Genomic DNA, 14,123 nt, shown 5'->3' with positions numbered 1-14,123 from the left:
GGGGGGCCCTAAAACTTGCTATTCGAGGTGTTAGGTGTGCCGACAAAGAGAACAACTCCTGATTTTATATTATTAATTTGTACTTTTACGTTATTAGCAGTAGGGCTTATTATGGTATATAGTGCAAGTGCGGTATGGGCAGAGTATAAATTCGATGACTCTTTTTTCTTCGCTAAAAGACAAACGCTCTTTGCGGGTGTTGGGATAGCAGCCATGTTTTTTATCATGAATATAAATTATTGGACATGGAGAGAGTGGTCAAAGGTCTTAGTAATTGCCTGCTTTGTATTACTTATACTTGTCCTTATCCCAGGGGTTGGAAATGTACGGAACGGTTCACGAAGCTGGATTGGAGTCGGTGCCTTTTCCGTTCAGCCATCAGAGTTTATGAAGCTTGCTATGATAGCCTTTTTAGCGAAGTTTCTGTCTGAACGGCAAAAGTTAATAACCTCCTTCCGAAAAGGACTTGTTCCATCTTTAGGTCTTGTTTTTATAGCATTTGCCTTAATTATGCTTCAGCCTGATTTAGGTACTGGAACAGTAATGATTGGCACATGTGTGGTTATGATTTTTATTGCTGGTGCTAGAGTAGGACATTTTGCTTTCTTAGGATTAATAGGATTAGCGGGATTTGTAGCTCTGGTTGCTTCAGCACCATATAGGATGAAACGGATCACCTCCTTTTTAGACCCCTGGCAGGACCCGTTAGGGAGTGGGTTTCAGATAATCCAATCGCTATATGCAATCGGTCCTGGCGGGCTATTTGGTCTGGGACTAGGTGAAAGCAGGCAAAAGTTCTTTTACTTACCGGAACCGCAGACTGACTTTATTTTTGCGATATTATCGGAGGAACTTGGTTTTATTGGCGGCTCATTCATTATTCTATTATTTGCATTGTTGTTATGGAGGGGCATACGTATTGCCTTAGGTGCACCAGATTTATATGGAAGCTTTCTGGCGGTAGGTATTATTTCAATGGTAGCAATTCAGGTAATGATTAACATTGGTGTTGTAATTGGATTAATGCCTGTTACTGGAATTACCCTTCCATTCCTAAGTTATGGGGGATCTTCACTAACCTTAATGTTGATGGCAATAGGCGTTCTTTTAAATATAAGCCGCTATTCTAGATATTAATTTACCCTGTTATGTGGCAGGGTTCTTTTTATTTACTTGCTTCGTTTAGTTTACAATTAGATAACATTCTTTTATCAATCATTAACTTCTGTTAATTTTATAGTAAGATAGGATAAGACATGAACTTATAGCACTTTTTATACGGGGTGGAATTATGAAAATAGTAGTAAGCGGCGGGGGAACTGGAGGGCATATATATCCAGCTCTTGCTTTAATAAGGGAGATACAAAAGGAAAATAAAGATGCGCAATTTTTATACATAGGGACAAAAAATGGACTGGAGAGTACAATTGTCCCAAGGGAAAAGATTCCATTTAAATCAATCCATATTACAGGGTTTAAAAGAAAGTTATCCTTGGATAATATCAAAACCGTTTTAAGATTTTTAAAAGGTGCTAGGGACAGCAGAAGAATGTTAAAAGAATTCCAACCTGATATTGTCATTGGAACAGGTGGTTATGTCTGCGGTCCAGTTGTTTATGCAGCAGCAAAGTTAAAAATTCCAACGATTGTTCATGAACAAAATAGTGTACCGGGGCTGACAAATAAATTTTTAAGCAGATACGTAAACAAGGTTGCTATTTGTTTTGAAGAAGCAAGAGAACACTTTCCAAAGGAAAAAGTGGTGTTTACTGGTAACCCGCGTGCCTCAGAAGTAATTGGAAAAGATGGAATCAGAGGAAGGCTTTCTGCTGGATTAAGCACTACTATGCCGGCAGTATTGATTTTCGGAGGGAGCCGGGGTGCAAGACCAATAAATGATGCTGTTGTAAAGGCGCTATCACAATTTGGTGAAAAGCCATATCAAGTATTATATATTACAGGTGATGTTCATTTTGAAGATGTACAAAAGGAAGCAGAGCTTGTAGGCAGTCCTAAAAACGTAGTGATTAAGTCATTTATCCATAACATGCCTGAGGTACTGGCAGGAATTGACTTAGTTGTTTCTAGAGCTGGTGCAACGACACTTGCTGAAATCACTTCATTAGGAATTCCGAGTATACTCGTGCCAAGTCCTTATGTGACAAATAATCATCAGGAAAAAAATGCTAGGTCATTAAGTGATCACGGAGCTGCAGAATTACTAATAGAAAAAGACTTAAATAGTAAAAGTTTAATTCATCATATTGATAAAATTTTGTTAGACGAAGAGAATCTAAAGAGTATGAAAATAAAAGCTAAAAAGTTAGGGGTCCCTGACTCTGCTGAAAGATTATATAAAATTATGAAACAGCTGGTCCAAGGAAAATAAAAAGTAGCCCAAAAAAGTTTTTAGCATAAACTAAAACTATACGTTTGTTTTGAAAGATAGGGTGATAGGAATGGACGGATTATTTGCAGAATTACAAGAATTAAATATTGGCAAAGTCAAGAGAAATGAACTGCTATCCCAGCATACAACCATGAAAATTGGAGGGCCGGCTGATATCTTTATTGAACCATCATCATTAGAGAATATACAAAAAGTAATGACCTTTATTAAGGAACGTCAAATCCCTTGGAGAGCAATTGGCAGGGGATCAAATCTTCTTGTTTCTGATAAGGGTATTGAAGGTGTGGTAATAAAATTAGGTACGGGATTGAACCATCTAGACATTAATGGGTCCACTATTACTGTTGGGGGAGGACATTCTTTAGTCAGTTTATCAACATTAATTTCGAAGAAGGGCTTGTCTGGACTTGAATTTGCAAGTGGGATTCCTGGATCAGTTGGCGGAGCAGTATACATGAACGCAGGAGCACATGGTTCTGATATCAGTAAAATTTTAACCAAGGCTCACATATTGTTTGAAGACGGTTCGATTGAATGGTTATCGAACGGTGAAATGGAATTTACTTACAGGACTTCAGTACTTCAAAATAAGCGGCCAGGTATTGTTCTTGAAGCTGAATTTCAGCTGACTAAGGGCGATAGGACAGTAATTGTTGCACAAATGCAAAAGAACAAGGATTATCGTAAAGATACACAGCCCTGGAATTTCCCGTGTGCAGGAAGTATCTTCAGAAACCCGCTGCCAAATTATGCAGGTAAATTAATAGAGGAAGCAGGTCTAAAAGGTTTCCAAATTGGTGGAGCGAAAATATCGGAAATGCATGGAAATTTTATTGTAAATGCCGGTAATGCAACAGCTAAAGATGTTCTAGATTTAATTCAATATATTAAAGATGAAATATTAAATCTATATGGAGTTAAAATGGAAACTGAGGTAGAAATTATTGGCCGAAAGTGAAAAGAATTAAAGTACTAACTACAAATATTGTGTTATAATTACTCATTATAAATATGGAAAAAAACTGAGAAAATGAATGACGGCATGATTTTTCGTGCCGTTGTTTTCGCTTTTCAGCGAAGGAAAAGCGGGTAGTATATCATAGGTTTTCTTTTAGGACATGCTAAGCGTTATTCTTAATGGAGGGAAGTGTATGGATAAAGGTAAGATTGTTGCTCTTGAGGATCGAATTCCAAAGCTTAAAGAGCAAAGACGGCGTAAAGCCAATAGAAGACTGATTATTCTTCTGTTTTTGTTCTTTACCATGATTGCCGTTGTCGCTTATGTACAGTCACCATTAAGTCATGTGAAAAAGGTAACCGTTAAAGGAAATGAATTATTGTCAACAAATGAAATTATCGAAACTGCTGAAATAGCGAAGAAAACAAACATTTGGAGTGTAAAGAAAGATATTGTTGCACAAGAGCTCGAGAAGTTAAATGTAATAAAAGAGGCAAAAGTAAGAATCACTTTCCCTAATACCGTTATCATCGAGATCCAAGAGAGGAATAAAATTGCGTATCTCGAGGATGATCGTTCTTATTTTCCTGTAATGGAAAACGGAAAAGTCCTAAAGGATAGAAAAGTGGCTGAAATACCAGTTACTGCTCCAATTCTTTTTAACTTTAAAGAAGGTGCTTTCCTAAAAGAAATGGTTACTGCATTAGAAGAACTTCCTACTGAAGTTCTGAACGCTATCTCTGAAATACACTATACACCGAAAAAAACGGATCAATACCATATTTCTTTATTTATGAACGATGGTTTTGAAGTCAGCGCTACTTTGAGAAGTTTTTCGAAAAAAATGGTCCATTATCCTTCGATCATAAGCCAATTAGATCATAACAAAAAAGGGATTATCGATTTAGAGGTAGGTTCTTATTTTAAAGCCTATGAATTGGAAGCGGAGAAATCGGAGGAATCGGAAATTGAGAATGATAAAGGTGAAGGGTAAGCACGTAATTTTATCCCTTGTATGCCTTGTTCTTGGGTTTATGATTGCATTTTCCTACCATTTTACCCAAAAAGAAATTAATCAAAAAGACAAAAATTTGACAAGTAAACAATGGGAAAAAACCATAGACCTCAGAAATCAACTAATCGAAGTTGAAGAATTAAACCGGAAGCTGCAAAAGGAATTAAACAAAAAGCAAGAAAAGGTACTAGAAAACGAAAAGGCTCTTTCAAAAGAAGCTGAAGCATATGTGACCCTTGCTGAAGACGCAGAAAAATACCGGATGTTTTTAGGTAAAGTTAAGGTTAAGGGGCAAGGTGTAATGGTTCAGTTATCTGATGGGGCGTACGATCCAAAGGAAGAAAATGTTAATAACTATCTTGTACATGAGTACCATGTCTTTAAAGTGATTAATGAACTATATATCTCAGGTGCTGCCGCGATTGCAATTAATGGTCAGAGGTTAACAAGTCAGTCTTATATTCTATGTAACGGACCTGTTATTACAATTGACGGTATTCAACATCCAGCTCCATTTGTCATCACAGCAATTGGTGACCCTGAGGTATTAACCTCTGCCTTAAATCTTACTGGCGGTGTAAAAGATCAACTTGTAAATGATAATATTGTTTTTACTCTTGAAAAAAAGAACGAAATTATCCTAAATCCTATTTTAGGAAATTCATAAAAAAATTCGAATATGTCCACGTTTAGATAATAGTAAAAGGTAAGGTGAAAAAAGTGGACAAGCATAAAAAAAACTTTAGTTTCATTGCTATATCCACCGTTATTGGTTTTATGATTGCTATTCAGTTTCAATCTATTAAGGAACCGGTTGAACGCGATACTCGTGATTTATGGCAGCTCCGGGAGGCATTGCTTCAAGAAAAGGAACTGCAATCTGAGTTAATAAGTGAGATTCGTTCTATTGAAGAAAAATTACTTGCTTATGAATCAAAGCAGAAACAAAGTAAAGAACAAGCATTACGAGATACCATCGAAGAATTAGAATTTGAGGCAGGCTTAACGGAAATGCTTGTTCCAGGGGTAACATTGAAAATTTCCCCTATACTAGAGGAAATCCAAATAGGAGCATCCGTATCAAAGGCAGTGTCACCTGAATTGCTCAAACGGTTATTGAATGAATTAAATATGTATGATGCTAAATACATTTCCGTTGATGGTCAAAGAATCATTAATACTACTGTTATTAGAGATATTAACAATGAAACTAAAATTGATGGCCACGCATTGTCAAGCCTGCCAATTGAAGTCAAGGTTGGTGTCGATAATATTGCAACAGCTGAAAAATTGTACAATCGGATAAAAGCTTCCAAAGCAACAGAGGAATTCTTTACCGAAAACCTTAAGCTTACCATTTCAGAACCAAATCCTGAAGTTACCATTCCCGCTTATGATAATCCTATCCGGATTCGATATTTAGAGTCATTGAAGGCGGATGAAGGAGGGAATACATAATGTGGCTGCCGATATTAGGATTAATTGCTGGTATATTACTAGGTCTATTAACTGATATAAGGATTCCTGAAGAATACTCTAATTATCTATCAATTGCCGTACTTGCAGCTCTTGATACGTTATTTGGAGGAATACGAGCACATTTGCAAAATATTTATGATGAAAAAGTGTTTGTTTCTGGATTCTTTTTTAATATAATACTTGCTGCAAGTTTAGCTTTTCTAGGCGTTCATCTTGGTGTAGACTTATATTTAGCCGCTGTTTTTGCTTTTGGTGTTCGCTTATTTCAAAATATTGCTGTAATAAGACGAATATTATTGACAAAATGGTCAACAAACAAAGAAAAGTTAGAAAAAAATTGAATTTTTTAAAGGGAATTATTTAGTTGTGACGAATAATTTTATAAGATATAGGTATGAAATCTTTTAGTTATATCTTGTGAAATATAAATGTTGTTCGATTGAAGGAATGCTAAGGAGGTGCCAAAGAATGAACAGCAATGAGATATATGTTAGTCTTGACATCGGTACATCCAGTGTAAAAGTAATCATCGGTGAAATTGTCAATGACTCGATCAATATAATTGGTGTTGGAAATGTAAAATCGGAAGGTTTGCGTAAGGGGTCTATCATTGACATCAATGATACCGTTCATTCTATTAAACGCGCGATTGAAGAAGCAGAGAGAATGATTGGTATGGAAATACGACAAGTGATTGTAGGTATTTCTGGCAATCAGGTCGCTCTTGAACCATGCCGTGGAATTGTAGGAGTTTCTAGTCAAAACCGTGAAATTACAAATGATGATGTTAGACGTGTAATAGAAGAGGCTCAAGTTGTTTCTATTCCTCAGGATAGAGAGATTATAGGAGTAATACGAAAACAATTTATCCTTGATGGCAAGGATGAAATTAATAATCCATGTGGCATGATTGGTGTTCGTTTAGAAGTAGAAGGGACACTTATCACTGGATCAAATGCAATTATTACAAATACACTGCGCTGTGTAGAACGTGCTGGATTAGAGATTACTGACATTATTCTACAGCCGCTTGCAGCTGGAGATTATGCATTGTCAAAGGATGAGAAGAATTTAGGTGTAGCATTAGTTGATTTAGGCGGCGGTTCTACAACCATAGCCTATTTCGAACAAGGATACTTGGCTGCAACAAGTGTAATTCCTGTCGGTGGAGATCTAATTACCAATGACTTATCAAAAGTATTACACACTTCTACCGAAGATGCTGAAAAAATCAAAGTAAAATATGGACATGCTTTTTACGATGATGCATCTGAGGATGAATTCTTTAGTGTTCCTATTATCGGAAGTGATCAGCACCAGCAATTTAATCAATTATATGTATCTGAAATTATAGAGGCTAGAATGGAAGAAATCTTTGAATTGATTGCTCATGAACTAAAACGATTAGGTATAAATGATTTACCTGGAGGATTTGTTTTTACAGGTGGTACTGCAAATATGCTTGGTATATTGGAACTAGCACAATCAATTTTCCAAAGCCCAGTTCGCAAAGCCGTTCCCAACTATATTGGAGTGAGAGAACCTCAATATACAACTGCGGTTGGTTTAATCAAATATGCATACAAGAATGCTAGATTACCAGGCGGGACCTTCGTCGCTTCAGCTCCTGTTTCTGAACCAATCGAGAAGAAAGTTCAAAAACAACAACAACAACAACCAAAAGCAAAACCAGAAAAACATCCGGAAGATAAGATGTCATCAAAAGTAAAAAAATTCCTTGGTCTCTTTTTCGAATAGGCAATACGAAAAGGAATATCGACGAATTAGGAGGATTTGTCATGTTAGAGTTTGATACAAATTTAGATTCTCTTGCTACTATAAAAGTTATTGGGGTTGGCGGCGGAGGAAATAACGCAGTAAACCGAATGATCGAACATGGTGTTCAAGGAGTAGAGTTTATCGCAGTTAATACCGATGCACAAGCTTTAAATCTATCAAAAGCAGAAGTTAAAATGCAAATTGGTTCAAAGTTAACCAGAGGCCTTGGAGCGGGTGCAAATCCTGAAGTTGGTAAGAAAGCAGCAGAAGAGAGTAAAGAGCAATTAGAAGACGCACTGCGTGGAGCGGATATGGTGTTTGTAACTGCTGGTATGGGCGGTGGAACGGGTACTGGTGCGGCGCCTGTTATTGCTCAAATTGCCCGTGATTTAGGCGCTTTGACGGTCGGTGTTGTAACACGTCCGTTTACATTCGAAGGTAAAAAACGTTCGAATCAAGCTGCAGGTGGAATCGGTGCAATGAAAGAGGCAGTAGATACTTTGATTGTTATCCCGAATGACCGCCTGTTAGAGATTGTAGATAAAAGTACTCCAATGCTTGAAGCTTTCCGTGAAGCGGATAATGTACTCCGCCAAGGTGTTCAGGGTATTTCAGATTTAATCGCAGTTCCTGGACTTATTAACTTGGACTTTGCAGACGTTAAAACCATTATGTCGAACAAAGGATCTGCGTTAATGGGAATTGGAATGGCGACCGGAGAAAATCGTGCAACTGAAGCAGCGAAGAAAGCAATTAGTTCTCCGTTGCTAGAAACGTCTATTGATGGTGCACAAGGAGTTCTAATGAATATTACCGGCGGCAGTAACTTGAGCTTATATGAAGTTCAAGAAGCTGCTGATATTGTGGCTACAGCCTCTGATCAAGAAGTAAACATGATTTTTGGATCAGTAATTAATGAAAATCATAAAGATGAAATCATTGTTACTGTTATTGCAACTGGTTTTAATGAAGAAGTTATCCAGCCAAAAACAACACGCCCAGCTTTTGGTCAAGCGGCTAAGCCACAAATGAATACGATCAAGAGAGAGCAAAAACGTGAAGAAGCTCCACAAGAACCTGTTCGTACTAACAATGCACCACAAGAAGAAACACTAGACATTCCAACATTCCTGCGAAACAGAAACCGTAGAAGATAATATTAAAGAAGGCATGGTCCAAATGGGCTATGCCTTTTTTGTTAGGCTGTGCAGACAAAATTAACACAGCCTAGCTAAAAATGAAATTAGACAAAATACGTTGTTTATAGTGAAAATTTCTGTTTATTTGATTACACAAAGTGACACACTTCAGCCCTCAAAGTAGGTTATACTTTTTCCTAAACAGAATAATAGAAATAAAGAGGTAAGACACCCTTATGTATATCCATAAAGCTTCTAATAGCTTGTGACATTAAAAGGGGGTAAGGCTTGGTTGTCTGTCTATTTAGATGTTATTTGGGCTCTTAATCTGTTATTTGATAGCCTTCTCCTGTATCTATCAGCCATTTTTTTAAAAAGAAAAATAAAGATTTGGAGGTTAATTGCAGGCGGATTTATTGGTTCATTGATCATATTATTTTCGTTTACTCCATTACATGCCTATTCAAGCCATCCGATATCTAAGCTTTTATTTTCTGTAGTAATGGTTTTGGTGGTATTTGGATATAAACGATTATCATTTTTCATTAAGGCATTAATGACTCTTTATGTCACGACCTTTCTAATTGGAGGAGCATTAATCGGAGCTCATTATTTCGTTCAATTTGACGCAGAAATGTCAACAAAAGTAGTGATTGCTAATGTTACAGGGTTTGGTGATCCCATTAGCTGGCTTTTTGTTATGTTAGGTTTCCCAATCGCTTGGCATTTCTCAAAGAGGAATATTGAGGGTATGGAAATGACCAAAATCCAGTTTGATCAGATTGTTAATGTAACAATAAAAATAAATGGTGATTCTTATACATTTAAAGGGCTTGTCGACAGTGGAAACCAGCTTTATGATCCAATAACCAAACTTCCAGTTATGTTTGTTTGTATTAAGAATATCTTAGAAGGGATGGCCGAACCGGTAAAAAAAATGGCAGCAGATCCTGAATCTCTGATTCTTGGAAATGAGGAAATTCCGGTTGAATGGCAGAACAGGCTCAGGATAGTTCCATGCCGGGTGGTGGGACAAGAGCATCAGCTCATCGTTGCTGTTAAGCCTGACTCGATATTAATTGATTTAAAGGATGAGAGTTATTTATGCGAAAAAGGTCTTGTGTCGTTTACGATGCAGCAATTATCTGCTGATGATGCCTTCCAATGCATTGTACATCCTAAAATGCTCACCGGACCTAAGCAGCATGATGATTCAGTGAAAGTAAGCTAATAATACTATACTCGTAGAAAACCTATTTTAGAAGGAGGAACTTGCGTGAAAAAATGGAGACTTCGCTTATCCTACTACTGGTATAAGATACTAATCAAATTAGGAATTAAAAGTGATGAAGTTTATTATATTGGCGGCAGCGAAGCCTTACCGCCTCCTTTAAGTAAAGATGAAGAAGAACTGCTTTTAAATAAGCTTCCAGGCGGTGATAAGGCCGCTAGATCAATATTAATTGAGCGAAATCTAAGACTTGTTGTATATATCGCTAGAAAATTTGAGAATACCGGAATTAATATTGAGGACTTAATTAGTATTGGTACCATTGGCTTAATTAAAGCAGTTAACACTTTTAATCCTGAGAAAAAAATTAAGCTGGCTACATATGCATCCCGTTGTATTGAAAATGAAATTCTTATGTACTTGCGTAGAAATAACAAAATAAGGTCTGAAGTTTCCTTTGATGAACCATTAAATATTGATTGGGACGGGAATGAATTATTATTATCCGATGTTTTGGGGACAGATGATGATATTATTACGAAGGATTTAGAAGCGAATGTTGACAGAAAACTATTAACAAAGGCGCTTCACCAATTATCAGATAGGGAAAAGCAAATCATGGAGCTTCGATTCGGTCTGACGAATGGAGAAGAAAAAACGCAGAAGGATGTAGCTGATATGCTTGGTATTTCTCAATCGTATATTTCCAGGCTTGAAAAAAGAATAATTAAAAGATTACGAAAAGAATTTAACAAGATGGTCTAATATCACAAAAAAAGAATTTTTTTCATGTGATTAGGCCGTTGAAACTAGAGAGTTAATCGTATTTTTGACATTTTCATGGCAATCCCTCAGAAAGTACAAGTGCATATTTTTCCTTCTCAAGGAAATACTGTTTTTTGTACAGCAACTCCTATGAGGAGGGAAAAGGGATTGACTCGAAATAAAGTTGAAATTTGTGGCGTAGATACATCAAAACTTCCTGTATTAAAAAATGAAGAAATGAGATTACTCTTCAGGCAAATGCAAGAGGGCGATATTACAGCACGAGAAAAACTCGTTAACGGAAATTTACGACTCGTATTAAGTGTAATACAGCGGTTTAACAACCGAGGCGAGTTTGTTGATGATCTGTTTCAGGTTGGCTGTATTGGACTTATGAAATCGATTGATAACTTTGATTTAAGTCAAAACGTAAAGTTTTCCACTTATGCCGTACCAATGATTATTGGCGAAATACGCAGGTACCTGCGCGATAACAATCCTATTCGCGTGTCGAGGTCCTTAAGAGATATCGCCTATAAGGCTCTTCAAGTAAGGGAACGATTAATGAGTGAAACTTCACGTGAACCAACAGCTGAGGAGATTGCAAAAGTATTAGAAGTCCCTCACGAAGAAATAGTCTTTGCGCTAGACGCTATTCAAGACCCAGTATCCCTGTTCGAGCCCATCTATAATGATGGTGGAGATCCTATCTATGTGATGGACCAATTAAGCGATGAACGAAATAAAGATATCAACTGGATTGAAGAAATCGCATTAAAAGAGGGTATGCGGCGCTTAAATGAGCGTGAAAAGTTAATTCTAAGAAAACGCTTCTTCCAAGGTAAAACACAAATGGAAGTGGCCGATGAAATTGGAATTTCCCAAGCTCAGGTTTCAAGGTTAGAAAAAGCGGCAATTAAACAAATGAATAAAAATATCCAAAGTTAAAGCTGCCCACACGGCAGCTTTATTTTTTCTGTCTTTTACAGATAAATTGCGCAATCATATCATATATTTTCATTAGGATAAAAAAGGCGGGAGTGAGCGATATGGTTAAAATATCTGAATTTCAGATTAAAGATGTGGTAAATGTATCTGATGGAAAAAAACTTGGGAACATTGGTGATATTGAAATTAATCTATCGACAGGAAAAATTGAAGCGGTTATTGTAACTGGTAACGGTAAAGTTTTAGGGTTTTTTGGCCGGGATGAAGATATTGTTATCCCATGGAAAAATATTATTAAAATAGGTCAAGATGTAATATTGGTTAGATATAAAAGTGTCGATGAAAGGGCTGCAGAAGAATTAGAAGTATAGTTATCACCGCCATCATTACGGTGACCAATTATACATTTCATGGTAAACTAGAAAAAAACAAATGAGGTTTGAGTATGGAACCCTTTATAATGGATAATCAATCATATTTTTCAATAAAAAATTGGATGAATCAATTTCCTGGGCTTGTTGCCGGAATTACAACCAAAAATGGCGGAAATAGCACAGGATTTTTTGAAAATCTTAACATGGGCTTTCATGTTGGTGACCTTCATGAGTCTGTTTGTTCTAATAGGGATAAACTGGCTAATCTACTGCACTTTCCATTGAAGCATTGGGTAGGGGCTGAACAGACGCATGATACCCTAATAAAAAAAGTTATGAAAACTGACCGTGGTAATGGGGCCGATTCCTATGAAAATGCTTTTAAAGGGACAGATGGTTTTTATACAAATAAAGAGGGGATTTTATTAACACTTTGCTATGCAGATTGTGTCCCTCTTTTCTTTGTTTCTCCGAATTACAGGATGATTGGAGCAGCGCATGCTGGATGGAAGGGAACCGTAAATGAAATAGCAAGAAAGATGATAGAGAAATGGGCAGAGGAAGGTATACCAGCCGATCAAATATTTGTAACTATTGGTCCGTCTATTTGTGAAAAATGTTATATTGTTAATGATTATGTAATTAACTTTGTAGAAAATACACTAGTAGATGTCGAAAAAAAACCATATAATTTAATAAATGAAGGTCAATATGAATTAGACTTACGAAAACTGAATAAAATGATTCTTCTTAAGGCCGGGGTCCCGGAAAAAAATATTCAAACATCACAACTATGCTCAAGTTGTCACCAATCTGAATTCTTTTCACATCGCCGTGACCACGGGAAAACGGGAAGAATGTTAAGTTATATAGGATGGAAGGAGACCTCCGAATGAAGGTAGCAGAAAATCTCATACATATAAGACAGCAAATTATCAATGCCTGCCAAAAGGTGAATCGGGCTCCTGATGAAGTAAAACTAATAGCTGTTACTAAATATGTCAGCATTGAAAGAGCTCAGGAAGCAATGGATGCTGGTATAATAAATCTAGGTGAAAATCGAGATGATGGACTTTTAAAAAAGTGGAACGTATTAGGGGACAAGCCCTTCTGGCACTTTATCGGAACGCTGCAGACACGCAAAGTTAAAAATATTATTGATAAGGTAGAATACATTCATTCTTTAGACCGAATTTCACTTGCAGAGGAAATAAATAAAAGAGCAATAAAGAAGATGAAATGTCTTGTCCAAGTGAATGTTTCACAGGAAGAATCAAAACATGGACTTGCACTCGAGGAAGTAATTGATTTTATAAAAAGTCTTCATCCATATGAAAATATTAGTATTGAAGGATTAATGACGATGGCCCCATTTACAGATGATGAAGAACAGCTTAGGAGCTGTTTTCGGAGCTTAAAAGAGCTCCAAGAAGAAATAAAGAATCTCAATCTTGATTATGCTCCTTGTACTGAGCTTTCTATGGGGATGTCTAATGACTTTAAGATTGCCATTGAAGAGGGAGCCACGATGATTAGAATCGGCACTGCACTTGTCGGTTGAGGCTCGATTGAGGAGGGAATAAAATGACGATTAAATCTAAATTAAAAACATTTTTCTTTTTAGATGATGATTATGATGATAATAATCAGGATGAATATGAGAAGGTTGAACCAATAAAGCCCCAGCAGAAGCAGCCTTCGAAGCCTCAAAATGTTGTAAGTCTGCAGAGTGTACAAAAAGGGGCAAAGGTAATTTTGGTGGAACCTAGAGTTTATGCTGAAGCACAAGATATAACCGACCATCTTAAAAATCGCCGTGCAGTTGTAGTAAATCTGCAGCGTATTGATCACGAAGAGGGCAGACAAATTGTTGATTTCCTTAGTGGAGCAGTTTATGCATTAGGCGGCGATATTCAAAAGATTGGCTCAAGTATTTTTTTATGCACACCAGATAATGTTGAGATATCTGGCAATATTTCTGAATTAGTGAAGGAACAAGAATATCATGATACGAGGTGGTAAAAG

Annotated in this window: 16 protein-coding genes; all 16 read left to right on the top strand. The window is 36.8% G+C overall.

Translation table 11 applies throughout. The features are described 5' to 3' along the window. Positions 1-36: 36 nt before the first annotated feature. Entirely contained in the window at positions 37-1,137 is a 1,101-nt protein-coding gene (gene spoVE / locus H0184_RS01785) for a stage V sporulation protein E (RefSeq protein ID WP_221821256.1), read from the top strand. A 154-nt stretch (positions 1,138-1,291) separates the two neighbouring features. Beyond that, positions 1,292-2,389: an undecaprenyldiphospho-muramoylpentapeptide beta-N-acetylglucosaminyltransferase gene (gene murG, locus H0184_RS01780; protein WP_221820214.1), complete on the top strand. Its 1,098-nt coding sequence runs from the start codon at positions 1,292-1,294 to the stop codon at positions 2,387-2,389. A 70-nt stretch (positions 2,390-2,459) separates the two neighbouring features. After that, positions 2,460-3,368 (top strand): UDP-N-acetylmuramate dehydrogenase, encoded by a 909-nt coding sequence (gene murB / locus H0184_RS01775; protein ID WP_221820212.1) that lies wholly within the window; start codon positions 2,460-2,462, stop codon positions 3,366-3,368. Between the two features lie 193 nt (positions 3,369-3,561). Then, positions 3,562-4,362, top strand: coding sequence for a cell division protein FtsQ/DivIB (locus H0184_RS01770; RefSeq protein ID WP_221820210.1), 801 nt, complete (start codon positions 3,562-3,564; stop codon positions 4,360-4,362). Further along, on the top strand, positions 4,343-5,050 hold the full coding sequence (locus H0184_RS01765; RefSeq protein ID WP_260631413.1) for a DUF881 domain-containing protein: 708 nt from the start codon (positions 4,343-4,345) through the stop codon (positions 5,048-5,050). Before H0184_RS01770 ends, H0184_RS01765 begins: the two co-directional genes overlap by 20 nt. A gap of 53 nt (positions 5,051-5,103) precedes the next feature. Then, entirely contained in the window at positions 5,104-5,841 is a 738-nt protein-coding gene (locus tag H0184_RS01760) for a DUF881 domain-containing protein (protein ID WP_221820173.1), read from the top strand. Next, positions 5,841-6,203, top strand: a complete 363-nt coding sequence (locus H0184_RS01755) for a small basic family protein (RefSeq protein ID WP_221820172.1) — start codon at positions 5,841-5,843, stop codon at positions 6,201-6,203. The genes H0184_RS01760 and H0184_RS01755 overlap by 1 nt, the downstream gene beginning before the upstream one ends. A 127-nt stretch (positions 6,204-6,330) precedes the next feature. After that, positions 6,331-7,620 (top strand): cell division protein FtsA, encoded by a 1,290-nt coding sequence (gene ftsA, locus H0184_RS01750; protein WP_221820171.1) that lies wholly within the window; start codon positions 6,331-6,333, stop codon positions 7,618-7,620. A 41-nt stretch (positions 7,621-7,661) separates the two neighbouring features. After that, on the top strand, positions 7,662-8,798 hold the full coding sequence (gene ftsZ, locus H0184_RS01745; RefSeq protein ID WP_221820170.1) for a cell division protein FtsZ: 1,137 nt from the start codon (positions 7,662-7,664) through the stop codon (positions 8,796-8,798). A 274-nt stretch (positions 8,799-9,072) separates the two neighbouring features. After that, complete coding sequence (spoIIGA, locus tag H0184_RS01740) at positions 9,073-10,011, top strand: sigma-E processing peptidase SpoIIGA (protein WP_221820168.1); 939 nt, start codon at positions 9,073-9,075, stop codon at positions 10,009-10,011. 45 nt (positions 10,012-10,056) lie between these two features. Next, positions 10,057-10,776: an RNA polymerase sporulation sigma factor SigE gene (gene sigE, locus H0184_RS01735; RefSeq protein WP_063251599.1), complete on the top strand. Its 720-nt coding sequence runs from the start codon at positions 10,057-10,059 to the stop codon at positions 10,774-10,776. A 168-nt stretch (positions 10,777-10,944) separates the two neighbouring features. Further along, the gene (gene sigG / locus H0184_RS01730) at positions 10,945-11,724 is read left to right on the top strand and encodes an RNA polymerase sporulation sigma factor SigG (RefSeq protein WP_221820166.1); all 780 of its coding nucleotides are present in this window, start codon (positions 10,945-10,947) and stop codon (positions 11,722-11,724) included. A gap of 101 nt (positions 11,725-11,825) precedes the next feature. Next, positions 11,826-12,095, top strand: a complete 270-nt coding sequence (locus H0184_RS01725; RefSeq protein WP_221820163.1) for a YlmC/YmxH family sporulation protein — start codon at positions 11,826-11,828, stop codon at positions 12,093-12,095. Positions 12,096-12,169: 74 nt separating this feature from the next. Beyond that, positions 12,170-12,994, top strand: a complete 825-nt coding sequence (pgeF, locus tag H0184_RS01720; RefSeq protein ID WP_221820161.1) for a peptidoglycan editing factor PgeF — start codon at positions 12,170-12,172, stop codon at positions 12,992-12,994. Beyond that, positions 12,991-13,659: a YggS family pyridoxal phosphate-dependent enzyme gene (locus tag H0184_RS01715; RefSeq protein ID WP_221820159.1), complete on the top strand. Its 669-nt coding sequence runs from the start codon at positions 12,991-12,993 to the stop codon at positions 13,657-13,659. The genes pgeF and H0184_RS01715 overlap by 4 nt, the downstream gene beginning before the upstream one ends. 23 nt (positions 13,660-13,682) lie before the next feature. Next, positions 13,683-14,120, top strand: a complete 438-nt coding sequence (locus tag H0184_RS01710) for a cell division protein SepF (RefSeq protein WP_221820158.1) — start codon at positions 13,683-13,685, stop codon at positions 14,118-14,120. The last annotated feature ends 3 nt before the right edge of the window (positions 14,121-14,123 follow it).

This window comes from Neobacillus niacini (assembly GCF_019749295.1).
Lineage (GTDB): Bacteria > Bacillota > Bacilli > Bacillales > Cytobacillaceae > Neobacillus > Neobacillus niacini_D.
Note: the sequence above shows the minus strand (reverse complement) of the source record. Positions and strands in the feature narration are given on the sequence as shown.